The 26150-nt window shown below is 64.0% G+C and carries 21 protein-coding genes and 1 tRNA gene; 13 read left to right on the forward strand and 9 right to left on the reverse strand.

Annotation, left to right across the window (positions count from 1 at the left end; translation table 11 throughout):
- Positions 1-5: 5 nt before the first annotated feature.
- Both HDG33_RS13875 and HDG33_RS13880 read right to left on the reverse strand, forming a co-directional pair.
- Entirely contained in the window at positions 6-467 is a 462-nt protein-coding gene (locus HDG33_RS13875; RefSeq protein WP_090801139.1) for a copper chaperone PCu(A)C, read from the reverse strand.
- A gap of 28 nt (positions 468-495) precedes the next feature.
- A complete protein-coding gene (locus tag HDG33_RS13880; protein WP_184028170.1) occupies positions 496-1119 on the reverse strand; it encodes an SCO family protein in 624 nt (207 codons plus the stop codon).
- A gap of 486 nt (positions 1120-1605) precedes the next feature.
- Here HDG33_RS13880 and otsB point away from each other — a divergent pair, with 486 nt between their 5' ends.
- Positions 1606-2355 carry a trehalose-phosphatase gene (gene otsB, locus HDG33_RS13885; RefSeq protein WP_184028184.1) on the forward strand — a complete coding sequence of 250 codons (750 nt, stop codon included), beginning with the start codon at positions 1606-1608 and terminating at the stop codon, positions 2353-2355.
- 53 nt (positions 2356-2408) lie between these two features.
- Positions 2409-3887 (forward strand): alpha,alpha-trehalose-phosphate synthase (UDP-forming), encoded by a 1479-nt coding sequence (gene otsA, locus HDG33_RS13890; protein WP_184028187.1) that lies wholly within the window; start codon positions 2409-2411, stop codon positions 3885-3887.
- Positions 3888-3982: 95 nt separating this feature from the next.
- Here the strand turns inward: otsA and HDG33_RS13895 are convergent, their stop codons facing one another.
- On the reverse strand, positions 3983-5818 hold the full coding sequence (locus HDG33_RS13895) for an ABC transporter ATP-binding protein (protein WP_184028190.1): 1836 nt from the start codon (positions 5816-5818) through the stop codon (positions 3983-3985).
- Between the two features lie 695 nt (positions 5819-6513).
- Between HDG33_RS13895 and HDG33_RS13900 the strand changes: the two genes are divergently transcribed.
- The 3 genes from HDG33_RS13900 (at position 6514) to HDG33_RS13910 (ending at position 9308) form a co-directional block, all read left to right on the forward strand.
- Positions 6514-7578 carry a glycosyltransferase family 4 protein gene (locus tag HDG33_RS13900; protein WP_184028193.1) on the forward strand — a complete coding sequence of 355 codons (1065 nt, stop codon included), beginning with the start codon at positions 6514-6516 and terminating at the stop codon, positions 7576-7578.
- Positions 7579-7838: 260 nt separating this feature from the next.
- A complete protein-coding gene (locus HDG33_RS13905; protein WP_184028205.1) occupies positions 7839-8693 on the forward strand; it encodes a hypothetical protein in 855 nt (284 codons plus the stop codon).
- A 150-nt stretch (positions 8694-8843) separates the two neighbouring features.
- Positions 8844-9308: a DUF2214 family protein gene (locus HDG33_RS13910; RefSeq protein WP_184006244.1), complete on the forward strand. Its 465-nt coding sequence runs from the start codon at positions 8844-8846 to the stop codon at positions 9306-9308.
- Positions 9309-9392: 84 nt separating this feature from the next.
- Here the strand turns inward: HDG33_RS13910 and HDG33_RS13915 are convergent, their stop codons facing one another.
- The 5 genes from HDG33_RS13915 to HDG33_RS13935 all read right to left on the reverse strand — a co-directional run bounded on the left by HDG33_RS13915 (position 9393) and on the right by HDG33_RS13935 (position 14049).
- A complete protein-coding gene (locus HDG33_RS13915) occupies positions 9393-11267 on the reverse strand; it encodes an ABC transporter ATP-binding protein (protein ID WP_184028218.1) in 1875 nt (624 codons plus the stop codon).
- 518 nt (positions 11268-11785) lie between these two features.
- Positions 11786-11860, reverse strand: a tRNA-Val gene (locus HDG33_RS13920).
- A gap of 48 nt (positions 11861-11908) precedes the next feature.
- Positions 11909-12643, reverse strand: coding sequence for a DNA polymerase III subunit epsilon (dnaQ, locus tag HDG33_RS13925; RefSeq protein WP_184028244.1), 735 nt, complete (start codon positions 12641-12643; stop codon positions 11909-11911).
- A gap of 81 nt (positions 12644-12724) precedes the next feature.
- Positions 12725-13171 (reverse strand): ribonuclease HI, encoded by a 447-nt coding sequence (rnhA, locus tag HDG33_RS13930; protein ID WP_184028269.1) that lies wholly within the window; start codon positions 13169-13171, stop codon positions 12725-12727.
- Positions 13168-14049, reverse strand: coding sequence for a class I SAM-dependent methyltransferase (locus tag HDG33_RS13935; protein ID WP_184028280.1), 882 nt, complete (start codon positions 14047-14049; stop codon positions 13168-13170). The genes rnhA and HDG33_RS13935 overlap by 4 nt, the downstream gene beginning before the upstream one ends.
- A gap of 18 nt (positions 14050-14067) precedes the next feature.
- Here HDG33_RS13935 and gloB point away from each other — a divergent pair, with 18 nt between their 5' ends.
- The 7 genes from gloB to HDG33_RS13970 all read left to right on the forward strand — a co-directional run bounded on the left by gloB (position 14068) and on the right by HDG33_RS13970 (position 24409).
- Positions 14068-14859: a hydroxyacylglutathione hydrolase gene (gene gloB, locus HDG33_RS13940; protein ID WP_184028296.1), complete on the forward strand. Its 792-nt coding sequence runs from the start codon at positions 14068-14070 to the stop codon at positions 14857-14859.
- A gap of 157 nt (positions 14860-15016) precedes the next feature.
- The gene (locus tag HDG33_RS13945) at positions 15017-16705 is read left to right on the forward strand and encodes a transglycosylase SLT domain-containing protein (RefSeq protein WP_184028310.1); all 1689 of its coding nucleotides are present in this window, start codon (positions 15017-15019) and stop codon (positions 16703-16705) included.
- A 272-nt stretch (positions 16706-16977) separates the two neighbouring features.
- Positions 16978-18219 (forward strand): nitrate/nitrite transporter, encoded by a 1242-nt coding sequence (locus tag HDG33_RS13950; protein ID WP_184028313.1) that lies wholly within the window; start codon positions 16978-16980, stop codon positions 18217-18219.
- Positions 18220-18681: 462 nt separating this feature from the next.
- Complete coding sequence (carA, locus tag HDG33_RS13955; protein WP_184028316.1) at positions 18682-19836, forward strand: glutamine-hydrolyzing carbamoyl-phosphate synthase small subunit; 1155 nt, start codon at positions 18682-18684, stop codon at positions 19834-19836.
- Between the two features lie 158 nt (positions 19837-19994).
- On the forward strand, positions 19995-23249 hold the full coding sequence (gene carB / locus HDG33_RS13960; RefSeq protein WP_184028319.1) for a carbamoyl-phosphate synthase large subunit: 3255 nt from the start codon (positions 19995-19997) through the stop codon (positions 23247-23249).
- A gap of 153 nt (positions 23250-23402) precedes the next feature.
- Positions 23403-23879, forward strand: coding sequence for a transcription elongation factor GreA (gene greA / locus HDG33_RS13965; RefSeq protein WP_062127755.1), 477 nt, complete (start codon positions 23403-23405; stop codon positions 23877-23879).
- A gap of 20 nt (positions 23880-23899) precedes the next feature.
- The gene (locus tag HDG33_RS13970; RefSeq protein WP_184028322.1) at positions 23900-24409 is read left to right on the forward strand and encodes a DUF4149 domain-containing protein; all 510 of its coding nucleotides are present in this window, start codon (positions 23900-23902) and stop codon (positions 24407-24409) included.
- 201 nt (positions 24410-24610) lie between these two features.
- On the opposite strand, the gene HDG33_RS13975 is transcribed toward HDG33_RS13970, so the two are convergent.
- The gene (locus HDG33_RS13975; RefSeq protein ID WP_184028325.1) at positions 24611-25138 is read right to left on the reverse strand and encodes a YhbY family RNA-binding protein; all 528 of its coding nucleotides are present in this window, start codon (positions 25136-25138) and stop codon (positions 24611-24613) included.
- Between the two features lie 197 nt (positions 25139-25335).
- Here HDG33_RS13975 and HDG33_RS13980 point away from each other — a divergent pair, with 197 nt between their 5' ends.
- Positions 25336-25998 carry an RlmE family RNA methyltransferase gene (locus tag HDG33_RS13980; RefSeq protein ID WP_184028328.1) on the forward strand — a complete coding sequence of 221 codons (663 nt, stop codon included), beginning with the start codon at positions 25336-25338 and terminating at the stop codon, positions 25996-25998.
- Positions 25999-26150: the final 152 nt, after the last annotated feature.

Genomic DNA, 26150 nt, shown 5'->3' on the forward strand with positions numbered 1-26150 from the left:
GCCGCTTACTTGGTCTGGCCCGGCGACTTGACCGCGAACGGCGCGCTCACTGTTTCGCCGTCGGAGAACTTCAGCGTCAGACGCACGGTGTCGCCCGGCGCGACCTTGTGCTTCGCGTCCTCGAGCATCACGTGATAGCCGCCCGGCGCGATCGCGACCTGGCCATGCGCGGGCACCGTCAGCTTGTCGACCATCACCATCTTCTGCGTCGAACCGTTCGATACGGTTTGATGCAGCATCGCATCGCCGTAGTCGTCGCTCGATACATCGACGAGGTCGATCGGCTTGTCGCTCGCGTTGACGAGCGTCGCATAGCCGGCCGCGGGCAGGTTGTTCGGCAGCCAGCGCACCCACGCGTCCTTGATGCTGATCGCGTGAGCATCGGCCGCTTGCGCGGCCGACGCGGCGCCGAGTGACAGCGCGAGCGCGCAGGCGAGGGAAGCGATTGGTTTGAGCTTGATCGTCATGATGGAATGGAGTGGGATCAAAGAAGAATCAGGATTGGTCATCGATGATGCGGCGCAGGTCCTGCGCGATCGCATCGGGCGTGTCGTGATCGGTGGCGAGCAGGCGCGCGCGGCCCCGGCTGTCGAACACATAGACGGCGGAGCTGTGCGTGACCTCGTAGTTGCCGTTCGAGTCGCGCTTTTCCATCTGATAAGCGACACGATAGCGCTTGGCCAGCGACTCGATCTGCCAGTCGGTGCCGGTCAGCCCTTCGGCGTGCTGTGCGTCGAACGCGCCGACATAGTCGTGCAAGGCCCGCGGCGTGTCGCGCGCGGGATCGACGGTGATGAACAGAATGCGCACTTTCTGCGCATCGGGACCGAGCTTGCCGAGCACCTGCATCAGACGGCCCATCGTTTCGGGACAGACGTCCGGGCAATGCGTGTAGCCGAAGTAGACCAGCGACGTGCGGCCCCTGAACGACGCGGCGTTGACGGGACGGCCGGTGTCGTCGGTCAAGGTGAAGTCCAGATCCGGCAGGTGGCCGGTCACGTTGGTCAACTGCCACGGCTCGGCGCGCTGTGTGCAACCGGTCAGCGCGGCGAGCGCGACAAGCGTGCCCAGCGTGCCCAGCGCAGTTGCCGCCGCAAGCCGGCGTGCCAACCCGTGCATCAAGCGGTGCGTGAGTCGCTTGGGTCGTGAGCGGGACAGGTTCGGCCGCTGGCGCTGGGGTGGCAGGATCGGGAACAAAGCAGGGTTCAATGACTCGATTGAAGAGCAGGCAACACGAATCGATGGAGCAGGGGGCCGCACCGCCGCCCGATCATGCCGCGCAAGATTCGCGCGCGACACGCGATTGATTGAGAGCGTGCAACGATGTCCATCACACCGACGGTCCGCGTGGCAGCGACTGTAGCGCAAAATTGGCGCCAGCGTCGCGCAGCGCGCCGGGCGCGCGATTTGCGAGTCAATTTGACGCAGCTTGCTGAAAGCCGGTTGAAGCCCGATCGTTGCGCTTTTGAACGCAATCGACAGAAGCGGATGGATAGATCGCCCATCGGGCTTGAGTCCCAGCTTACTTTCTCGAAAAATTGACGGATGCGCGGTAAGATGCGCACACTTTTCCGGCCATAGATGGCTGAAAGGCGAACCCAGGCGATGCAAGCACTTCCGGCTGTTCTGTCTCCGAGCGAGACGGCATTTTTCTTCGACTTCGATGGCACGCTCGTCGAACTCGCCCCCACACCGGACGGCGTGCTGGTGCAGCCGCGCGTGATCGACCTGCTGCGCGAACTGCGCAGTCTGACGAATGGCGCGGTCGCGGTGGTGTCGGGGCGCGGCATCGACAGCATCGACAGTTTTCTCGGCATGCCCGATCTGCCGGTCGCGGGTCTGCACGGCGCCGAGCGGCGCGATGCGAATGGCGACACGCAGCGCATCGGCTTTCACGACGAGCGCCTGTTGCGCATGGAGCAGGTGCTCGCGCAGATCGTCAACGAACATCCGGGCATGCTGCTCGAGATCAAGGGCGCGGCGCTCGCGCTGCACTACCGCAACGCGCCGGACCGCGAGCCGGTCGCGCGCGAGGCGACCGAGCGGCTCGTCGCCGATTACCCCGCTTCTTACGTGCTGCAGCCCGGCAAGATGGTCTACGAGATCAAGCCGAAGGACGTCGACAAGGGCCGCGCGACGCGCGCGTTCCTCGACGAGCTGCCGTTCACCGGCCGCACGCCGATATTCGCCGGCGACGATCTGACCGACGAGAAGGGCTTCGCGGTCGTCAACGAGCGCGGCGGTCTGTCGATCAAGGTCGGCGCGGGCGAAACGATGGCGCACACGCGCGTCGAATCGGTGTCGTCACTGCTCGACTGGCTCGAAACCATCGTCGCGGCGGCGCGCGGCGCATGACGCCGGCGGCCCCGTTCAACGAAAACAACATACTGCACCGGGAATCGCGCTTCATGAGCCGACTGATCATTGTTTCGAACCGGGTGGCGCCTATTTCGGAGGGCGGTCCGGCGGCGGGCGGTCTGGCGGTCGGCGTGTACGACGCGCTGAAGGAGACCGGCGGCATGTGGTTCGGCTGGAGCGGCGACGTGCTGAGCTCCGGCCAGCCGCAGATCAAGCTCGAGGAGCGCGGTCCGGTGACCTTCGCGACCGTCCCGCTCATGCGCCGCGATTACGACCAGTACTATCGTGGTTTCTCGAACGCGACGCTGTGGCCCGCGTTCCACTATCGATCCGACCTGCTGCATTACGACCGGCACGACTTCGAAGGCTACTGCCGCGTCAACGCGTGGCTCGCGCAGCAACTCGTGCCGCTCCTGCGCGAAGACGACGTGATCTGGGTGCACGACTATCACCTGATTCCGTTCGCTCAGGCGCTGCGCTCGGCAGGCGTGAAGAACCGCATCGGTTTTTTTCTGCACATTCCGTTTCCGGCCGCGCAGGTGCTGCTGACGGTGCCGCCGCATCGCGAGCTCGTCGAGGCGCTGTGTTCGTTCGACCTGCTCGGCTTCCAGACCGGTCCCGATCTGCGCGCGTTCTGCGACTACGTGATCAACGAGGCGGGCGGCTCGATCGACGCGTCGGCGAAAGGACCGCTGAGTGTGCATGCGTTCGGCCGCACGTTGCGCGCCTCTGCGTATCCGATCGGCGTCTATCCGGACGAGATCGCCGAGCTCGCGAAGGCGGGCGAACGCGGCAAGCCGGTGCGCACGATGAAGGCGACCCTGCATTCGCGCAAGCTGATCATGAGCGTCGACCGGCTCGACTATTCGAAGGGGCTGGTCGAGCGGTTCCGTGCGTTCGAGCGCCTGCTCGAGCATACGGCCGCGCAGCGCAACAAGGTGTCGTTCCTGCAGATCGCCCCGCCGACGCGCGCCGACCTGCACGCGTATCAAGACATCCGGCTACAGCTCGAAGGCGAGTCGGGACGGATCAACGGACGTTTCGCCGAGCTGGACTGGACGCCGATCCTATACATCCACAAGCAGTACGAGCGCTCGGTGCTGGCGGCGCTGTTCCGTACCGCGCACGTCGGCTATGTGACGCCGTTGCGCGACGGCATGAACCTCGTTGCGAAGGAATACGTGTCGGCCCAGGATCCGGAGAATCCCGGCGTGCTGGTGCTGTCGCGCTTCGCGGGCGCGGCGCAGGAGCTCGACGGCGCGCTGATCGTCAATCCGGTCGATATCGACGGCATGGCCGAAGCGCTCGCGCGGGCGCTCGACATGCCGCTCGCCGAGCGCCAGGGGCGCTATCGCGACATGATGGCGCAGCTGCGCGAGAACAACGTGTCGGTGTGGCGCGATAACTTCATGCGCGATCTGCAGAGCGTCGAGGGCGCGAAGCGCGCCAGAAGCGGGAAAGCGCGCGCGGCCACGGGTGCGGCGGGCGCCGCGCGGAAGAGGGCGGCGCGCGAGAGCGTGACCGGCTAAGCCAAGCCGGGCCGCGAGCCAGACAGCAAAAAGCCGCTCCAGGGAGCGGCTTTTTTTCAAGCGATGCGATGCGCAGCGCGTGGACCAGGCGTGCGTCAGGCTACGTGCTGTTCGTCGACCTTCTTGCCGCCGATATGCAGCGTCTGGCCCTTGCCATACTGCTTCGAGAGCAGGTCGCGATAGAGGCCCGGACGCTGGCGCAGTTCTTCCGGCGTGCCGTCGTCGATGACCTTGCCGGCGCTCATCACGATGATCCGGTCGAAGTTGTTCAGCGTCGACAGACGGTGCGCGATCGCGATCACGGTGCGGCCGACCATCAGGCGGTCGAGCGCCTTCTGGATCGCTTCCTCGGACGCGCTGTCGAGCGCGGACGTGGCTTCGTCGAGCAGCAGGATCGGCGCGTTTTTCAGAATCGCGCGCGCGATTGCGATGCGCTGGCGCTGACCGCCCGACAGCTTCACGCCGCGGTCGCCGACGATCGTGTCGTAGCCTTCCGGCATCGCGTCGATAAAGTCCGCGCAACGCGCCTCGCGCGCGGCGGCGAGCACTTCCTCGCGGCTCGCGTCCGGGCGGCCGTACGCGATGTTCTCGTACACCGTGCGATGGAACAGCGAGATGTCCTGGGGCACCAGCGCGATCGCGTGGCGCAGGCTGTCCTGGGTAATCGACGCGATATCCTGGCCGTCGATCTTGATCGCGCCACCCTGGGTCTCGTAGAAGCGCTGCAACAGCGCGAGCACGGTCGATTTGCCGGCGCCCGACTTGCCGATCAGCCCGACCCGCTGACCCGGTTCGATATCGAGGTCGAAGTGATCGAGAATCGGCCGGCGGCGCGGATAGGCGAACGTGACGCCGTCGAACGTGACGCGGCCGCCCTGCGGCACGAGTTCGGTCGCGTCGTCGCGATCGGGCATGCCGTGCGGTTCGAGCAGCGTGCGCACGGCCTCTGCGAGTCGCGCGACGTGCTGCGTGACGTCGACGAGCGCGACGGCGAGATCGCGCGTGCCGTGCAGGATCGTGAAGCCGAGCGAGCTGACGAGCACGATGTCGCCCGAGGTCGCGCGGCCCTGGTCCCACAGCCATAGCGCCCAGCCGAGCAGGCCGGCCGACAGCAGCGCGGTGACCACGGCGTGCAGCAGACGCAGCTTTTCCAGGTACAGCAGGCTTTGCTGGCGCGCGTCCATTTCCGACTTGACCGTCGAAGCAAAGCGGTGCTGTTCGCGGAACGTCATGCCGAACGCGCGCACGAGCCCCATATTGCTGATCACGTCGACAAGCTCGCCGTCGACCGATGCCGCCTTGGTCGCGAAATTATGGTGACGCGCGGAACCGCGGCCCGCGAGCTTGTACAGCACGACCGACAGGATCGCCGAGCACAGCATCAGGCCGGCGGCCATCAGCGGGTTCACCGCGATGATCATCACGATCGCGCCGAGCACCGCGATGCACGGCGGCAGCACGTTCCACGCGGTGGTGTTTTCGGCGGTGTAGACGGCGTTCGAGGTCGCGGTGATCCGGCTTGCCAGCATGCCGGGCTGCTTTTCGGCGTAGTAGGTCGGCGAGTGGCCGCTCAGGTACTGAAACAGGTCGCGCCGCAAATCGCCCGTCACGGCGACGAACGTGTGCGCGGCGAACCAGCCGCCGATCCGCCACAACAGGTTGTCGGCAGCGATCAGGCCGACGAGGATCGCGAACGCGCCCCACAGCGGTCCCGGATGATGCCTGCCGCCGCCGAGCACGTCGATCAGATGTTTGATCGCGTACTGCGAAGCGAGTGCACAGCCCACGGCCGCAAACACGCTGCACAACACGATCGCATGCGCGAGTGGATGGCGGCGGATAAAGCGGAAGAGAAACGCAAGTGGCCGGTGCGCATAGCTCGCGAGCTTGGCGTTCTGGGCGTTACGCTGGGCGATGGTCAAGTGTTCCAATTGAGCTGAGATCGATGTGTTGCGGGTTGTGCATGCAATGCGCGGACCACACGGACAAGCATGACTCTCCGTGAAGCCGATGCTTCGCATTGTAAACATGCAAAGGCGATTGCGCCCTGTGTATCCGGGCTTTGACGCGATTGATTTCGCGATGGACCTCCGCGATCTGCGTCGTCCCGACACACCAGCCGACGGGCCATTCAGGCAGATTGCGGAAAATTTCGAGATATAATTACAGATTGCATTCAACCGCGCTGCGGCAATTTTGCAATTCCTGCCGGCAACGTTGATGGGCGAGAGCTCGCAGAGACGGTACCGCCGCGCCTCGCGAATCCTCGTGGATACTGTAGAACTGTCTTTGAAAACAAGGGTTTGCAAAGTGTTTCGCGTTTGTAACAACGTAAAGACTTTGAAATGCTGCGGTGCTGCAACAATCCGGGCAACGATAATGCGTGCTCGTTAGCCCGGCAATTTTTCTGACAGTTTGTCAACGTCGGTGCAACGGCCGCGTTTACTCGCACATGCCCAGTCGCTGATCCACTTGTCCGGGCTCGTTACCAAGCGATCCATCGCAGGATTTCTCAAAAGAATCAGGCCCGCGCCGGCATTTCCGGCCAGACTGCCCTGGCGAGCAAGCGAGTCGCTTTTTCCAAATGCAGTACTTTTGCCTGATTTTTTACTAGGAGTTCGTCAATATGCGAATCGCTCAAATCGCTCCGCTGCACGAGGCGGTTCCTCCCAAGCTGTACGGTGGTACGGAACGCGTGGTGTCCTATCTGACCGAGGCGCTGGTCGAGCAGGGCCACGACGTCACGCTGTTTGCAAGCGGTGATTCGCAAACCTCGGCGAAGCTCGAAGCTTTCTGGCCGCAGGCGCTGCGCCTCGACCCGACGATCCGCGACGTGATGGCGCCGCACATGCTGCTGCTCGAAGAAGTGCGCCGCCGCGCGGACGAATTCGACGTGCTGCATTTCCACATCGACTACTACCCGTTCTCGCTGTTCGCGCGTCAGCCTGTGCCGTTCGTCACGACGCTGCACGGCCGTCTCGATCTGCCTGAACTGCAGCCGATCTTCAAAACGTTCAATGACGTGCCGGTCGTGTCGATCTCGGACAACCAGCGCATTCCGCTGCCGCAGGCGCACTGGCTGCAAACCGTCTATCACGGTTTGCCGGAAGACGTGCTCAAGCCGAGTCCCAACGTCGAGCCCGGCTACCTCGCATTCCTGGGCCGCGTCTCGCCGGAGAAGGGGCTTGACAGGGCGATTCGCATCGCCGGGCAGGCAGGCATGAAGCTCAAGGTCGCCGCCAAGATCGACAAGGCCGACCGTGCCTACTACGAAGAAGTCATCAAGCCGCTGATGTCGTTGTCGCACGTCGAGTACATCGGCGAAATCGGCGAAGCTGAAAAGCGCGAGTTTCTCGGCAATGCGCACGCACTGGTGTTCCCGATCGACTGGCCGGAGCCCTTCGGTCTCGTGATGATCGAGGCGATGGCTTGCGGCACGCCGGTGATCGCGTTCAATCGCGGTTCGGTGCCGGAAGTGATCGAAAACGGCGTGTCGGGTTTCGTCGTCGAGGACGAAATCAGCGCGGTCGCCGCCGTCAAACGTCTGCACACGCTGCCCCGCGCTGGCGTGCGCAAGGCGTTCGAGGCGCGCTTCTCGTCGAAGGTGATGGCGCAGAACTACGTCGCCACCTATGAAGAGCTGCTGCGCCGCAAACATCGCACGGTGCTGCGCGAAGTCAACGCGGGCTGATTGGCGATTGTTTCACCGCGGTTGTTTCGCGGTAGATAAAACGCTGTCGGCAGCAACTCGTTGCACGCTTCCTTCGTTGCTCTGAACGCCCCGCCGGCACGTCGCCGGCGGGGCGTTGTTGCATGCGCGCTGCGTTTTTCGTCGGTGCACAACTGAAAATACGGGTTTCCGCGCGGCGCGAACGAGCCAGTCTCGGTAATATCCCTATAATTGCCGTGCCGCAAATTGGGCTGCGGTGCCGCCGACGACAGGAGGATGCCTTGGCGAGAACGAAAGAGACGCGCGCGAACGCCGCGCCCGGCGCCGGAACGATTTTTACGTTGCGCGCCATCGGTCTCGTGCTCGCCGCCCGCTGGTTTTTCTCGATGTCCGAGATGAAGCTGACCACCGCGCTGACCGCGATGGCGTCTTCACCGTGGGCATGTATCAACCTCGTTTTTCTGTTCCTGCTGATCTTCCTGCCGGGCGCGCGCGCCGTCGCGGAGCGTCCGTTCCATCCGTTGCCGCAATGGCTGCGTCAGGCGCTGCGCCTGTTCGCGTTCCTCGGGTTTCTGTTTGCGCTGTGGTCGGTCGGCGCGTTCGTCGCGAGCGCAGGCTGGCGTCGCGCGATGCAGGCGGTCGCGGCCAGCAACGGTTGGCTCGTCGCGGCGCCGGTGCTGTATGCGATCGTCTTGTGGATCTGCCGGCCGCTGCCGTTGTGGCGCACCAATGTGGCGGCGCGGCGCTTTGCGATCGGCCGCTATGCGGTGTCGCTCGATCCGCTGACCCGTACCGTCGTCGTGTGGGCTGAGCGGCGCAAGGTGGGGCAATACGATGCGCGCGAATTGTCGGTGCGCTGGGCGAGCGGTTCCAATGCGCGCGCGACGCCGGCGCCGGCGCCCGCGGTCGCGTTCGGCGCGGCGGGCAAGGCCGGCGCGTCAGCGGCGCCGAGAGGGTCGGTCGCGGCGCCCTCGCTCGCGCGCAGCGCGTTCGGCGTACGTCCGAAGGTCGAGTTGCTGTGGGATTCGCCTGCCGCCGCGGGTCATAACCGGCAGACCGTTTTCCGCGCCGCGCTGACGACCGAAGGCGATCGCGTCGCCGCTCGCGCGCTCGACACGACGCTGCGCCAGGTCTGACGCTGCATGTTTTGTGCTATCGGTCACATCGCGTGGCCGATGCACGCATCCCGAAGCGAAGCTTCGTCGATAATGCAATCAAGGCGCCCGGCCTGCAGGCGGGCGAGTGGGACACTCATCGATCATATTGCGTCTTTCGCAGGAGTCGCCATGCTGGTTCGCTGGTTGCTTGCCGCCCTTCATCTGCTCGCTTATGGTTTTGCGCTCGCGTCGATTCTCAGACGCACGTGGTCGCTGCGTCGCGCGTCGGTGCCCGCCGCGTTGCGTTCGGTGTTCCGCGCCGATTCACGCTGGGGCATCGCCGCGCTGGTGCTGATCGTGACCGGCCTGATGCGCATGTTCGGTAGCTATGAGAAGGGCGCCGACTACTACCTGCACCAGCCGCTCTTTCACGTGAAGATGACGTTGCTGGTGCTGATCCTGATCCTCGAAGTGCCCACGATGCTCGGCCTGATGCGCTGGCGCGCGTCGATCCGCAGCGGCGCGGCGCCGAATCTGAAGAAGGCGCGATCCTACGCGCATTTCAGCGTGATCCAGACCGTGCTGCTGGTTCTGATGGTGTTTGCCGCGACCGGAATGGCGCGCGGCATCGGGTTGCCCGCCGGCGCGGTGTAGCGCGGCGGGCCTTCTATTGCCAGGGGCTGGTGGCGCCAGGCGTGGCATCGTTTGCCGCGAAGCCTGGTGCATGCCTGCGTCGCGCTAGCCGACCAACAAGCCAGAATCGTCGACCCGGTCGGCTTTGACCTTTGCCGACTCGCGCACGAGCTCCGGCTCGCCGAGACCCTTGATCAGCTCCAGCGCCTGACGCTCGAACAAGCGACGGTACAAGCCGTTGTCGCGTTTGATCAGCGCGTCGTGGCTGCCTTCCTCGATCACCTTGCCCTTGTCGAGCACGAGGAGCCGGTCGAGCGCGCGCACCGTCGACAGCCGATGCGCGACCACCAGCGTCGTGCGCCCCTGCATCAGCCGCTCCATCGCGCGCTGGATCAGCACTTCGCTTTCGCTGTCGAGGCTCGACGTGGCTTCGTCGAGAATCAGGATCGGCGCGTCGGCGAGAAAAGCCCGCGCGATCGCGACGCGTTGACGCTCGCCTCCCGATAGCTTGATGCCGCGTTCGCCGACCAGCGTGTCGTAGCCGTTCGGCAGCGCGGCGATGAAGTCGTGCGCGCTCGCGAGCCGCGCGGCCCGCTCGATGTCGGCGCGGCTCGCGCCGGGCCGTCCATACGCGATGTTCTCGGCAAGCGAGCGGTGAAACAGTAGCGGCTCCTGCTGGACGATCGCGATCTGGCTGCGCAGCGACGCTTGCTGGACCTGCGCGATGTCCTGGCCGTCGATCGTGATCCGCCCGCCCGAAATGTCGTGAAGGCGCTGGATCAGCTTGATGAAGGTCGTCTTGCCCGAGCCGGAATGACCGACCAGCCCGACGCGCTCGCCCGGCGCGATGCGGATGGAAAAGTCGTCGTAGAGCGGTCGGCTGTGCGCGCCATAGTGAAACGACACGTGCTCGAAGCGGATCTCGCCGTCGCGGATCGCGATGGGGCCGGCGCCGGGACGATCCTCGACGCCGAGCGGCTGACTCTCGAGCGACACGAGCTCCTCCATGTCGTTGACCGAGCGCTGCAGGTTACGGATGTGCATGCCGATGTCACGCAGATAGCCTTGCAGCATGAAGAACATCGTCAGCGCGAACGTGATGTCGCCGACGCTCGCTTCGCCGCGTGCCCACAGCAGTAGCGCCACGCCGAGAATCGCCGTCTGGATCGCGGCCAGCATGCCGCCCTGGAGGCCGCCGTTGAGCGTGCCGCGCACCCACGTGCGGCGTGTGCGTTGCCGCCATTTGCCGATCACGTGCGCGAGGCGCGCTTCCTCGCGCGCTTCCGCGCCGAATGCCTTGACGACGCCGTTGCAGCTGACCGCATCGGCGAGCGCGCCGCCCATGCGTGTGTCCCACGCGTTCGCGAGACGCGCGGACGGCGCGACGAAGCCCAGCGACACCGTTACGGTCACGCCGATGTACAGCAGCGAGCCGATGCCGACGACGATGCCCATCATGAGCCAGCGCGAGCCGAGCAGCAGGGTCGCGCCGATCAGCATCGCCAGCGATGGCAGCAGCGCGATCAGCAGCGTGTCATTCAGCAGGTCGAGCGCCCACATGCCGCGCGTGATCTTGCGCACGGTCGAGCCGGCGAAGCTGTTCGCGTGCCAGTCGGTCGAAAAGCGCTGCACGCGATGAAACGCGCGCGCGGCGATCTCGCTCATCATCTTCAGCGTGAAGCGGATGATGTTGAAGTACACGCCCTGGCGCAGCAGCGTCGCGGTGATGCCGAGCGCGGCGAGCGCGCCGAAGGCCGCAAGCGCGTGATGCCAGACGGGCGCCGACGACGCCGGACCGGCCGCGATCGCGTCGACGAGACGTCCGGCGAAGACCGGCGTCAGGATGTCCGCGCCCGCCGTGAACAGCGCGAGCGCCGCGATCACGACGATGCGCCCCGGCTGTTGCGCCCAGTGACGGAAGGTGAAGCCGAGGACATCCTTGAAAGCTTGTCCGCGAAAGTCGAGTTTTCTGTTAGCCATTTGCTTTGGGCCCGGCGAAGCACGAGCGCGCCGAGATTCCAGTCAGAAGCGAAAAAGGGGTAGACAGCCAGCGGATGCCGGAATCCGCGCGGCAAGGCGCGAAAAAATACGACTGCAAACAACGGCAACGGAACAACGGACTGTCTGGAATGAACGCGGTGCGCCTGCCGAGGCGGCGGCGCATCAGCGACAACGCTGCGGCTTCAAGGTCGCATCGGTCGTGGCGGACGGGCCGGCGGTCGTGGAACCATGCGGGGGAGCGCGCGATGCACTGCAAACATGTGGCGCCTCCCTGAGATGGTTCAAGATGGAGAAACCGGACGGAGCCGGACCGGGCGAATGCCCGATTGCCGAATATAGCAATAGTGCGGGGCGCTCGCCAACCTACGGAACGACGTGGTTCTATAGCCAACGATATCTCGTATGGCGCACGCGACGTATTTGCCGGCAAATAGAAAAAGGGCTTACGCATTGCTGCGTAAGCCCTTTTGTCTTCGGTGATCGACACACCAAGAATCTGGTGGGTAGTACTGGGATCGAACCAGTGACCCCTGCCGTGTGAAGGCAGTGCTCTACCGCTGAGCTAACCACCCGAAGAGATCGAAATTATGTCAGGGAATTCAGGGTTCGTCTAGTTTTTTTTAAGCAGTTTGCTCATCAGTTGTCGGCGCGGGTTCAAGACGCCATACGCTCGCGCCTTTGAGCGCCTTGTCGAGATCGTCGAGTACGGCTTCGTGCGCGGTGCTTTCGTCGTCGCTCGCAGCGATCACGACCAGCTCCAGCGAGTTGAGTGCGACGCGCGGCGCATGCGTATCGCCGCCGGCCTGCGCTTCGCCGAGCATGTCGATGACGAGGCTTTCCTGACCGCGCGTCATCGCCAGATAGACCTCGGCGAGCAGTTCCGAGTCGAGCAGCGCGCCGTGCAGCGTACGGTGCGCATTGCTGATGCCGAAGCGGTCGCACAGCGCATCGAGCGAATTGCGCTTGCCGGGGAACATCTGCTTGGCTTGCGCGAGCGTGTCGATGATCTCGCCGCAGTGCATGCTCACTGGCGGCAGACCGAGCAGCGCGAACTCGGCGTCGAGAAAGCCGATGTCGAATGGCGCGTTGTGGATGATCAGGTCCGCGTCATGGATGAAATCGCGGAACTGGTCGATGATCTCCGCGAACTTCGGCTTATCGCTCAAAAATTCCGTGGTGAGGCCGTGCACCGCGAGCGCGCCCGGATCGCTGTCGCGCTCGGGGTTGATATAGAAGTGCAGGTTGTTGCCGGTCAGCCGGCGGTTCACGAGCTCGACGCAACCGAGTTCGAGAATCCGGTCGCCGCCGCGGGCGTTCAGGCCGGTAGTTTCGGTATCGAGGATCAGTTGACGCATGTCGGATTAGCCTGCTTCGAAAAAATTGCGGAAAAAAAGCGGGGAGGGCGGCGCGCGGTGTTGCCGATGCGCGCACGCTCTTTACATCTCGGCGAGCGATGCCACGCCGCGATTGGCCAACTGATCGGCGCGCTCGTTTTCCGGGTGGCCATTGTGGCCGCGCACCCAGCGCCATTCAATCTCATGTTGCGCGACGAGCGCATCGAGCCGCTTCCACAGATCGGCGTTCTTGACCGGCTGTTTCGCCGCGGTGACCCAGCCTTTCTTCTTCCAGCCGTGAATCCACTCGCTGATGCCTTTCTGTACGTACTGCGAGTCGGTGTGCACGATCGCCTTGCACGGGCGCTTCAACGCCTCGAGCGCGGAAATCACGCCCATTAGCTCCATGCGATTGTTGGTCGTGTTGGCCTCGCCGCCGAACAGTTCTTTTTCCTGGCTGCCGAAGCGCAGCAACGCGCCCCAGCCGCCAGGGCCGGGATTGCCCTTGCAGGCGCCGTCGGTATAGATGTCGATGTGATCTGGAGTCATTCGGTGTGGTTTCGTGTGTTCGGGGTGGCGGCGGGCGCGAGGCCTGCCGCGAGCACGGGCTTTTTCACTTTGAGCGGCCCGACGAGACGCATGCCGCGCACGCGCTTGATCGCCTTGATCATGTAGGTGGCGCCGAAAATCGGCCACCAGCGGTCGCCGGCGGCTTCCATGAAGCCGTAACGCGCGAGCCATTGATCGCTCGCGAGCGGCGGACGATAGCAGCCGAAGCGCCCGCGTTCAAGGTCGAAGCCGAGCAGCTTGATCCAGTCCTTCAGGCGCGTGAACGCGATCAGATCGACGGCGGAGGGCACGAACGGGCGGCCTGTCATCTTGCCGATCGACTGCCGTACTCCCCACAGCGACAACGAGTTGAAGCCGAGGATGATCAGTTGGCCTTCAGGCACCAGCACGCGTTCGGCTTCGCGCAGCAGCCGATGCGGGTCGCTGGTGAATTCGAGCGTATGCGGCATCACGAGCAGGTCGACGCTTTGCGCTTCGAACGGCAGATCGAGCAGGTCGCACCAGACCGCGCTGCGCCCGGCCGGCGCGTGCAGACCAGGGGCGCCTCGCGCGGCGTTCGCGGGGTTGTCGTCGCCAGCGTTGCCCGCGCTGCTGATGCCGCTCACGCTGCCACGACGTGCCCAGGGCGGATACGTGTACGGCGCGCTCGCGCCGCTCGCCGCGTCGAGCACGAGGCCGCGGCACGGCATGCGGTTCTCGCGCAGCGCGTCGAGCTGCGGCAGGCCGAGTTGCAGCGCATGATAGCCGAACACGTCCGACACCACGCGATCGAGCTGGGTTTGCTCCCAGTCGAGCACGTAGCGGCCTGGCGGCGAATCGGTCCAGGCGGGCCAGTCTATAATCGCTCGGTCAGTCATATTAAAAATGCGTCGCCTATGAATGCGCTCGAGTACGTACCGGTCCCGGCGTTTGAAGACAATTACATCTGGGTCATTGCCGACGGACACCACGCGGTCGTCGTCGATCCGGGCGAAGCCGCCCCTGTGCGCGCCTGTCTGGCCCAACGAGGCTGGCGGCTGAGCGCTATTTTACTCACGCACCATCATCAAGACCACGTCGGCGGGGTGGCCGATCTGCTGAACGGCCAGGACGTGCCGGTCTACGGCCCCGCCGGCGAAGCGATCGCGCACCTGACACATCGTCTCAAAAGTGGCGACCACGTGACGATCGCTGTACCCGCACTTGAATTCAGCGTGCTCGACGTGCCCGGTCACACGAGCGGACACATCGCCTATTTCCAGGCGGCCGATACGCGCGGCACGCCGCACGTGTTTTGCGGCGACACACTGTTCGCGTGCGGTTGCGGGCGCCTGTTCGAAGGCACGCCGCAACAGATGCTGAATTCGCTCGATGCGCTCGCCGCGCTGCCCGGCGCAACCGAAGTGCATTGCGCACACGAATACACGCTGTCGAACATTCGCTTCGCGCTCGCTTGCGAGCCGCATAATGCCGAACTGCAGGCGTGGCGCGACAAGGCGAACGAGTTGCGCGCCCGCCACCAGCCGACGCTGCCGACCACGATCGCGCACGAGCGCGCGGTCAATCCGTTCCTGCGCGCAGGCGAGCCGGCGATCCAGTCGAACCTCGAAGCACGATTGCACGAAACGGTGTCTGACCGGCTGCAGGCCTTCACATTGATGCGCGAATGGAAGAACCGCTTCCGTTGATCCGGAGCGCATTCGGCGGTTCTTCACGCGATGAATCGGAAAAATTCGCCAAGCCCCAGATTTGGTTGATTTTTTTCTTGATTTTCCAATTGACGGAAACGTTGACGTTTCGTACTATCGGCTGCAAATTCCAGCCCTTGTGGAAACCGAGACGTTCATGCGATTTATCTTAAGTGCGTTATTGGTCCTGACACTCGCCGCGTGCGCGAGTCAGGGACCGACGACGAATACCGCCACTAACCCCGCCAGCCAGCAGGCCGTAGCCGACGCCCTTCGCAAGAACGCCACCGCTAAAGAAACCATCAACGTCGACCAGAGCTCCGTCAATCAGTTGACGAGCGAGGACGCCGATCTGTGGGGCCGCATTCGCCGTGGCTTCCAGATGCCGGACCTGCAGAGCGACCTCGTCGACATGCAGCTGAACTGGTATCTGCAGCGTCCCGATTACGTGCAGCGCATGACCGAGCGCTCGCAGAAATACCTGTATCACATCGTCGAGGAACTTGAGTCGCGCCATATGCCGACCGAGCTCGCGCTTTTGCCGTTCATCGAGTCTGCATATAGCCCGCAGGCTTTGTCGGTCGCCAAGGCTGCGGGTATGTGGCAGTTCATGCCGGGCACGGGCCGGACCTACAACCTGAAGCAGAACATGTGGCAGGACGAGCGCCGCGACGTGCTTGCGTCGACCAGTGCCGCGCTCGACTACCTGTCGAACCTGCACGACATGTTCGGCGACTGGCAACTCGCGCTCGCTGCGTATAACTGGGGCGAGGGCAACGTGCAGCGCGCGATCGCGCGCAACGAGGCGGCGGGTCTGCCGACCGACTACATGAGCCTGCGTCTGCCGAACGAAACGCGCAACTACGTGCCGAAGCTGCAAGCGGTCAAGAACCTCGTGATGAACCCGCAGATGTACGGGCTCACCCTGCCGTCTATTCCGAACCACCCGTACTTCGTGACGGTCACGACCTCGCACGACATCGACGTCGACGTCGCCGCGCGGCTCGCCAACATGTCGACGGACGAGTTCCGTTCGCTGAACCCGTCGTTCAGGAAGCCGGTGATTCTCGGCGCGACGCAGCCGCAGATTCTGTTGCCTTTCGACAACGCGTCCGCGTTCGAGCGCAATCTGAAAACGTACTCGGGCTCGCTGTCGTCCTGGACGACCTACACGGTCGATGCACGCGCGACGCCCGCGGCGATCGCACAGAAGATCGGTGTCGACCCCGACACGCTGATGGAAGTGAACAAGATTCCGGTCGGTATGCGCCTGAAGCCGGGCTCGACGATCGTCGTGCCGCGCGGCTCGGACGACGACGAGGACATCAGCGCCGACGTCGCCGAAAGCGCGGTGCTCGCGATGGAACCCGACGTACCCGACACGCGCAAGATGCTGATCCGCGTGCGTCGCAATCAGTCGATGGCGGCCATCGCGGTGCGCTACGGCGTGTCGGTCGGTCAGCTGAAGGCGTGGAACAGGACGCATCGCGATCAGGTTTCGCGCGGCCAGGTGATCGTGCTGCACGTGCCGGTCGGCAAGCCGGTACCCAGCGAGCCGGGTCCGGAAAAGATCGCCGCCGACGTGCAAGGCGGCAGTGTGCAGAAGATTGGCGTCCACGTCGCAGACACACACGGTGAATCGCGCTACGATAAGAAGAGAGGGCGCGGCCACTCCGCCGTCGTCAAGGTCTCCGAGCCGGGCGGCAAGGATAACAAGCCGGCGGCGCCCGTTGCCAGCAAGGGCAAGGTCGAGAAGGTCTCGGCCTCGGAGCCCGGCAAGGCGTCGAAGGCCGCGGCTGAGAGCCGCCCGAAGACCGTGGCCAACGCGAAGAAGAAGGGTAAATAGACCAATAGCGGCTCTCACGGTAGTGACCACATGCGTTGCGGGGGCAGCGCATGGATTGCGCTCCGATCACGTACCGTGTTCATCCAACGCCGTCACCTCAGGGTGACGGCGTTTTTCATTGCGCGGACGATTCCTGCGCGTTTGCGGTATTTACTTTATTGTTCGTGCTTCGGCCGCGTTGGCCGCGTTGGCCGCGGGGTGCCGGTCCGTCCTGATCCGTCCGAACCTCGGGAGAGGTTCTTGAGGTCATTTCCAGGTTTACTTCCTGATTTATGTCGTCGACCCAACTGCGCGTCTTTCTGCTTTTTTCCGCCGGCTACTTCGTCTCTTACGTGTTTCGCGGCGTCAATCTTGGTTTCGCGCCGTTCATCACGCGCGATCTCGGTCTGTCAGCCGCTGATCTGGGTGTGCTGACGAGTCTGTATTTCCTCGGTTTCGCGGGCGCGCAGATCCCCGCTGGCGTGCTGCTCGATCACTTCGGCGCGCGTCGCGTGACCTCCGTCACGCTGCTTTTTGCCGCGCTCGGCATCTGGGTATTCGGCGCCGCGCACAGTCTCGGCATGATGATGGTCGGGCGGCTGCTGATCGGCGTTGGCGTGTCGGTGTGCCTCGGCGCCGCGTTCAAGGCGCTCGCGCAGCATTTTCCGGTGGCGCGTTTGCCATTGATGAACGGGCTTGTGATGGCGATCGGCGGTTTCGGCGGCGTGATGGTCGGTTCGCCGCTCACGTGGGTGCTCGGTTTTTCCAACTGGCGCCCGGTTTGCGTCGGACTCGGTGTGCTGACGGTAGCGGTTGCGCTCGCGCAATGGACGCTCGCTCCGGACGCGCGCGAAACGCATCGCCAGGCGAGCATCGTCGCGCAGTTCGAGGGTACGTGGCACATCCTGCGCAGCGCGGCTTTCTGGAAAATCGCGTCGTTCTCGGTCGTTACGCAAGGCGTCTTCTACGCGATGCAGTCGTTGTGGGTCGGAGCATGGCTGCGTGACGTACAAGGCTTCGAGCCGCACCAGGCGGCGGCGCTCGTGTCGATTCTCGGCTTCGCGATGATGGCCGGCTGCGTCGGTTTCGGCGCGGCGGCGCGTAGTCTCGAGCGGCGCGGCCTCTCGCTGTACGCGTTCTGCGGCATCGGCATGGCGCTATATGTGCTGACGCAGATGCTCATCATGTTTAACGCGCCGTTGCCGGCGAGCCTGTTGTGGGCCGCCTACGGCATCTTCGGCGGCACCGGGATTCTGAGCTACGCGGTGATGGCGCGGCATTTCCCGCCGCAGATGATCGGCCGGGTCAACACGACGCTGACGCTAATTATTTTTCTGCTGATCTTCGGTTTCCAGATCGGCGTTGGCGCGGTGCTGTCGCACTGGCCGGCGAGCGGCGGGCATTACCCGGCGCTCGCGCATCTGAGCGCGTGGGAAATCCTCGTCGCGCTGCAGGTGCTGAGTGCGATCTGGTACGTGTTGCCGGGTCGGCAGCTTGTCCGTTCGGGCGAGATGCGCGCGGAACAGGAGGCCTGAACGGCCGCGCCAGGTCTTGCGTCGGACCCGGAGGGGCCGCCACGGCGGTTCGGCCCCCGTCAATAGTGGTGTCTCGACAGAACCGCATGGACAGGCGTGGCAAGTACCTGGCGACGCGGCCCGGCAAGGCTTTGAAGGTCCGCCCAGGCACGTCGCCTCAACGCCTCGTCCTATCTCCCATTTGGAGGGAACAGTGGATTCAGGCTATAATTTGAAGGTTTGAGCTTATCCACCCGCACCCTAGCGCCTACCTCCCCCATACCGTTCATCCGCCGCGCGCCATTGGCGTAGCAAGAAGGGCTCCACACCCAGCCGAGTCGTCCACACAATGGACCCATCGCGCCCCTTGCAGCGTCACCGGCAACTCGCGAGCGAGTCTGCGCGCGCATCCACGATGTGTTTCGCTGCGGCTTGCAATCGGATAGACAGGTGGCAACAGGGTGTTCCCCCAAGGAGTCTCCCGTGTTGCCGTCATTTTCTCCCGCTCTACTCGCGCTCGCCGACGGCACGGTCTTTCGTGGTTATTCGATCGGCGCCCCCGGGCATACCATCGGTGAAGTCGTGTTCAACACTGCCATCACCGGCTATCAGGAAATCCTGACTGACCCGAGCTACGCGCGCCAGATCGTGACCCTCACGTACCCGCATATCGGCAACGTCGGCGTGAACGCCGAAGACGTCGAAGCGACGAAAGTCCATGCCGCCGGCCTGATCATCCGTGATCTGCCGGTTCTCGCGTCGAACTTCCGCATGGAGGGCACGCTTCCGCAATATCTGCAGGACGAAGGCGTGGTCGCCATCGCCGGCATCGACACCCGCAAGCTGACCCGCCTCCTGCGCGACAAGGGCGCGCAAAACGGCGCGATCCTCGCTGGTTCCGACGACGAAGCGAAGGCCATCGAACTCGCGCGCTCGTTCCCGGGCCTCGCCGGCATGGACCTCGCGAAGGTCGTGTCGACCCAGGAAACCTACCAGTGGACCAAAACCGAATGGCGTCTGGGCACGGGCTATGGCGAGCAGAAAGCGCCGACGTACCGCGTGGTCGCATTCGACTACGGCGTCAAGCAGAACATCCTGCGCATGCTGGCCGAGCGCGGCTGCCATGTCACCGTGCTGCCGGCGCAAGCGAGCGCCGCTGACGCGCTCGCGCTCAACCCCGACGGCGTGTTCCTGTCGAACGGCCCGGGCGACCCTGAGCCGTGCGACTACGCGATCGCGGCGACCAGGGAGTTCATCGAGCGCGGCATTCCGACCTTCGGCATCTGCCTGGGCCACCAGATCATGGGCCTCGCGGTCGGCGCGAAGACGATGAAGATGAAGACCGGCCATCACGGCGCGAACCATCCGGTCAAGGATCTCGAAGACGGCCGCGTGGTGATCACGTCGCAGAACCATGGTTTCGCGGTCGATGCCGACACGCTGCCCGCCAACGCGCGCGTGACCCACGTGTCGCTGTTCGACGGCACGCTGCAGGGCTTCGCGCTGACCGACAAGCCGGCGTTCTGCTTCCAGGGCCACCCGGAAGCATCGCCCGGTCCGAACGACATCGCGTACCTGTTCGACCGCTTCACCGCGTTGATGGACGCGCACAAGAACGGCAAGAGCGCAGCGGCTTGACGTAGTACAGGCCGGCCGCAGAGGCCAGCCGGAAACGGCTCGCGGCGGCCGCCGCAGCCCGCGGCGCTACGCGGCGGGCATGCCGCGAAACAGCGCGCGCAACGTGAAAACGGCGCGCGCCGACGGAAAGAATTCAGGAATACATTAGCGAGAGCGTTATGCCCAAGCGGACAGACATCAAGAGCATCCTCATCATCGGCGCGGGTCCGATCATCATCGGTCAGGCGTGCGAGTTCGATTATTCGGGCGCGCAGGCATGCAAGGCGCTGCGTGAGGAAGGCTACAAGGTCATTCTCGTCAACAGCAATCCGGCGACGATCATGACCGACCCGAACACGGCCGACGTGACCTATATCGAGCCGATCACGTGGGAAGTGGTCGAGCGCATCATCGCGAAGGAGCGCCCGGACGCGATCCTGCCGACGATGGGCGGCCAGACCGCGCTGAACTGCGCGCTCGACCTGCACGCGCACGGCGTGCTGGCGAAGTACGAGGTCGAGCTGATCGGCGCGTCGCCGGAAGCGATCGACAAAGCGGAAGACCGCCAGAAGTTCAAGGACGCGATGACGAAGATCGGCCTCGGTTCGGCCAAGTCGGGCACCGCGCATTCGATGGAAGAAGCGCTGCAGGTGCAGGCGAAGATCGCCGCGGAAACTGGCAGCGGCGGCTATCCGGTCGTGATCCGTCCGTCGTTCACGCTGGGCGGCTCGGGCGGCGGCATCGCGTACAACCGCGACGAGTTCGAAGAGATCTGCAAGCGTGGGCTCGACCTGTCGCCGACGCGCGAACTGCTGATCGAAGAGTCGCTGCTCGGCTGGAAAGAGTACGAGATGGAAGTGGTCCGCGACAAGGCGGATAACTGCATCATCGTCTGCTCGATCGAAAACCTCGACCCGATGGGCATCCACACCGGCGACTCGATCACGGTCGCTCCGGCGCAGACGCTGACCGACAAGGAATACCAGATCCTGCGTAACGCGTCGCTCGCGGTGCTGCGCGAGATCGGCGTCGACACGGGCGGCTCGAACGTGCAGTTCTCGATCAATCCGAAAGACGGCCGCATGATCGTGATCGAAATGAACCCGCGCGTGTCGCGCTCGTCGGCGCTGGCGTCGAAGGCAACCGGCTTCCCGATCGCGAAGGTCGCGGCGAAGCTGGCGGTCGGCTACACGCTGGATGAACTCAAGAACGAAATCACCGGCGGCCAGACCCCGGCGTCGTTCGAACCGACGATCGACTACGTCGTCACGAAGATCCCGCGTTTCGCGTTCGAGAAATTCCGCGAAGCCGATTCGCGCCTGACCACGCAGATGAAATCGGTCGGCGAAGTGATGGCGATCGGCCGCACGTTCCAGGAGTCGTTCCAGAAAGCGCTGCGCGGCCTCGAAGTCGGCGTCGACGGTCTCGATGAAAAGACCGCCAATCGCGACGAGATCATCCGCGAGATCGGCGAAGCTGGTCCGGATCGCATCTGGTATGTTGGCGACGCGTTCCGTGTGGGCATGAGCGCGCAAGAGATCTTCGAGGAGACCGCGATCGACCCGTGGTTCCTCGCGCAGATCGAACAGATCGTGCTGAAGGAAAAGGCGCTGGCAGGCCGCACGCTGGCGAGCCTGACGAAGGAGGAGCTGAAGTATCTGAAACAGAGCGGCTTCTCGGATCGTCGTCTGGCCAAGCTTCTCGGCGCGAAGCCGGCGGACGTGCGCGCGCGTCGTATCGAGTTGAACGTGCGTCCGGTGTATAAGCGCGTCGACACCTGCGCGGCCGAGTTCGCAACCAGGACCGCGTACATGTACTCGACGTACGAGGAAGAGTGCGAAGCGAATCCGACCAGCAACAGGAAGATCATGGTGCTGGGCGGCGGCCCGAACCGGATCGGCCAGGGTATCGAGTTCGACTACTGCTGCGTGCATGCCGCGCTCGCGATGCGCGAGGACGGCTATGAAACGATCATGGTCAACTGCAACCCGGAAACCGTGTCGACCGACTACGACACCTCCGACCGTCTGTACTTCGAATCGCTGACGCTCGAAGACGTGCTCGAAATCGTCGACAAGGAAAAGCCCGTCGGCGTGATCGTGCAGTACGGCGGCCAGACGCCGCTGAAGCTCGCGCTCGACCTCGAGGCGAACGGTGTGCCGATCATCGGTACGTCGCCGGACATGATCGACGCGGCCGAAGACCGCGAGCGCTTCCAGAAGCTGCTGCAGGACCTCGGTCTGCGCCAGCCGCCGAACCGCACCGCGCGCGCCGAAGACGAAGCACTGAAGCTCGCCGACGAAATCGGCTATCCGCTCGTCGTGCGTCCGTCGTACGTGCTGGGCGGCCGCGCGATGGAAATCGTCCACGAGCCGCGAGATCTCGAGCGCTATATGCGCGAGGCGGTGAAGGTGTCGAACGACTCGCCGGTGCTGCTCGACCGCTTCCTGAACGACGCGATCGAATGCGACGTGGATTGCATTTCCGATGGTGATGCCGTGTTCATCGGCGGCGTGATGGAGCACATCGAACAGGCGGGCGTGCACTCGGGCGACTCGGCCTGCTCGCTGCCGCCGTATTCGCTATCGAAGGCGACCGTGGCCGAACTGAAGCGCCAGACCGCTGCGATGGCGAAGGCGCTGAACGTGGTCGGCCTGATGAACGTGCAGTTCGCGATTCAGCAGGTACCGCAGGCTGACGGCTCGAAGGACGACATCATCTACGTGCTCGAAGTGAACCCGCGCGCGTCGCGCACGGTGCCGTACGTGTCGAAGGCGACCAGCCTGCCGCTCGCGAAGATCGCAGCGCGCGCGATGGTCGGCCAGAAGCTCGCCGCGCAAGGCGTGACGAAGGAAGTCGAGCCGCCGTACTTCAGCGTGAAGGAAGCGGTGTTCCCGTTCGTCAAGTTCCCGGCGGTCGACCCGGTGCTCGGACCTGAAATGCGTTCGACCGGCGAAGTGATGGGCGTCGGCCAGACGTTCGGCGAGGCTCTGTTCAAGTCGCAGCTCGCGGCGGGTTCGCGTCTGCCCGAATCGGGCACGGTGCTGCTGACCGTGATGGACGCCGACAAACCGAAGGCAGTCGAAGTCGCGCGCATGCTGCACGAGCTCGGCTACCCGATCGTCGCGACCAAGGGCACGGCTGCCGCGATCGAAGCGGCCGGCGTGCCAGTCAAGGTCGTCAACAAGGTGAAGGACGGCCGTCCGCACATCGTCGACATGATCAAGAACGGCGAGATCGCGCTCGTCTTCACGACCGTCGACGAAACGCGCGCGGCGATCGCCGATTCGCGTTCGATCCGCATGAGCGCGCAGGCGAACAAGGTCACCTACTACACGACGATGTCGGGCGCACGCGCGGCGGTGGAGGGTCTTCGTTATCTGAAGAACCTGGAAGTCTATGATTTACAAGGACTCCATGCTCGCCTAAACTAAGGCTTCGACTAGCTGTCCAAGATGTAAGTGCCGCGGTTAAGCGGCGTTCCGCAGGTGCTGCGGCCCGGGTTTGTCCACGGGCGGCGGCTTTCGCGGAATGCACTTAACCGCGGTGATTTTTTTTATGGCCGTTTTTTGCCTCCAGAGTTGTTTATGAGCACTATTCCATTGACGAAGCGCGGCGCAGACATGCTGCGCGATGAATTGCAGCGCCTGAAATCGGTTGAACGTCCGGCCGTGATCAACTCGATCGCGGAAGCGCGCGCCCAGGGCGATCTGTCGGAAAACGCGGAATACGACGCTGCGAAGGAAAAGCAGGGCTTCATCGAAGGCCGTATCGCTGAAATCGAGTCGAAGCTCGCGGGCGCGCAGGTGATCGATCCGTCGCAAGTGGAAGCGGACGGCCGCGTGGTGTTCGGCGCGACGCTCGAGCTCGAAGACCTCGAGTCGGGTGCGTCGGTCAAATACCAGATCGTCGGCGACGACGAAGCGGACATCGACCACGGCCTGATCTCGATCAGCTCGCCGATCGCGCGTGCGCTGATCGGCAAGTCGGAAGGCGACGTCGCGTCGGTGCAAGCGCCGGGCGGTGTGCGCGAATACGAAATCATCGCGGTCAGCTACGTCTGAGGGTGGCGCCGGTGTCTTTGATGCCGCATCGTTTTTTCCGCCTGTTGACGGTGGTGTGGGTCGGTAGTCTGTTGACTATCGGCTATGCGGTTGCGCCCGTGCTGTTCACGACGCTCGACCGGATGACGGCGGGCGCCGTCGCCGCGCAGCTGTTTCGTATTCAGGGTGTGATTGGCGTCGTGTGCGGCATTTTGCTGCTCGGTCTCGCCAATTTGCTCGTGCGGCGCGGGAGTGGCGCATATCGCCGCTTGCGCTGGCTGCTCGCCGGTATGCTCGTATGCGTGCTGGTTGGCTATTTCGCGTTGCAGCCGTTCATGAACGCGATGCGCGTGGCGGCGCTCGAGGCGGGCAGCGACATCGGGCATTCCGTTTATGCGACGCGCTTCGGCATCCTGCATGGCGTGTCCAGTCTGTTCTACCTGATCGAGAGCCTGCTAGGGGTTGTGCTCGTTTGGCTGCTGCCGGCGCCTGTCGGTGCCGCGGCCGAGGAAGAGGGCGCGCGCGGCGTCACGGGCAAGGTGGCGGGCTGAAGCTCGCGGGTGGCTGATGGTGTGACGGTGCGCGTGCCATGGCCGCCGGGTCGATGCCGATGCGCGCGATGAACCTCACATTGCGACGAATCGTCGCGATTCCGGTGGCCAACTACGGTTCATTCGCGCTGCTTCGGGCCTCGCGCTCAAGGCCGCCAATGCGCAGTGCGGAGTCGGTCCGCACCTTGGGCGCGTGTTCTCTTACTTCGACTGATGCGAACGCTTCGCGCTGGTTTGACGCTTCTTCGCGCGCTTGATGTTGCCGCCCTGCGTCACGCGTTCATTGCCGCGCACCAGCACCGCTTTCGCTCGCGGCTTGCGCATCGGTACGTCGGTCGGCTTGGCGACCTTGACGATGCGGGGTGCGCGTCCCTTGGCCGGCCGGGTTTGTTCGGCTGCCGCTTCGCGGGCGCTCGGCAACGCGCCGCGCTTCGCTTTTGCCGCCGGCTGCGCCGATTCTGGCTTCCAGATCACGAGCAGCTTGCCGATATGCTGGATCGGTGCAGCGTTCAGCGCGTCGCAGATTTCTTCGTAGATAGCGATGCGCTCCTCGCGCTCATCGCCGAACACGCGAATTTTGATCAGTTGATGCGCGGCGAGGTGCACCTTGATTTCGGCGAGCACAGCGTCGGTCAAGCCTTCGGCGCCGACGAGCACGACCGGTTTGAGCGCATGTGCCTGGGAGCGCAACTCGGCGCGTTGGTCGGAAGAGACTTTGAGGGCTGGCATGGAAAGTGGAAGACTCGACTAAAATGGCGGCTCCTGCGTTTTCGTCCGATCGCCGAGCGATTCGGGCGACTCGATTCAGCAGGGCGCGCGTCAGAACAACAGAATCGCGGATCGCCGCCAGTCTGGCGGGGGCCGCGCGAATTAACCGCGTATTATCCCCTAAAGCGCGACCCGACGCAGTAATAGTTCAATCTTTAATGGCAAAAAACAAGTTCAATACCGCGTGGCTGCACGACCACATCAACGATCCGTACGTCAAAATGGCGCAGCGGGAAGGTTATCGCGCCCGCGCGGCCTACAAGCTCAAGGAAATCGACGAGCAGGACAAGCTGATCCGTCCCGGGCAGGTGATCGTCGACCTCGGTTCCTCGCCGGGCAGCTGGAGCCAGTACGTGCGCAACAAGCTCGCGGGCGGCTCGCAGCGCAACGCAGAGCGCGAAGGTGGCATCGACGGCACGATCATCGCTTTGGACATTCTGCCGATGGAGCCGGTGGCCGACGTGCACTTCATCCAGGGCGATTTCCGCGAAGACTCGGTGCTGGTCCAGCTCGAAGAATTGGTCGGTGCGCGCCAGGTAGACCTTGTAATTTCGGATATGGCGCCCAACCTGTCGGGCGTGGCGATCGCGGATGCGGCGCGGATCGAGCACTTATGCGATCTGGCGCTCGAATTCGCGCAAAATCACCTGAAGCCGGATGGTGCCCTTTTAGTCAAATGCTTTCACGGCAGCGGATACAGTCAGATTGTCGAAAAGTTCAAACGCCAATTCAAGGTGGTGGCGGCCCGCAAGCCGAAGGCGTCGCGGGATAAATCGTCAGAAACATTTATTTTGGGTAAGCATCTGAAGCGTCCCGCGTAGGGATGCGGCGAGCCGGTTCCATCTCTGCCAATAATGAGCCCGATGCGTCCGGAGACGGGCGTCAAGCCGGCCCGCTACCCTATTTCCGTGGTAGTGAAACGTTATGGCAGGGGTCTGCGGACTGGATTAGAATGCTTTCGTGGTGCCGCAAG

This window comes from Paraburkholderia sp. Cpub6, assembly GCF_014201065.1.
GTDB classification, from domain to species: domain Bacteria; phylum Pseudomonadota; class Gammaproteobacteria; order Burkholderiales; family Burkholderiaceae; genus Paraburkholderia; species Paraburkholderia tuberum.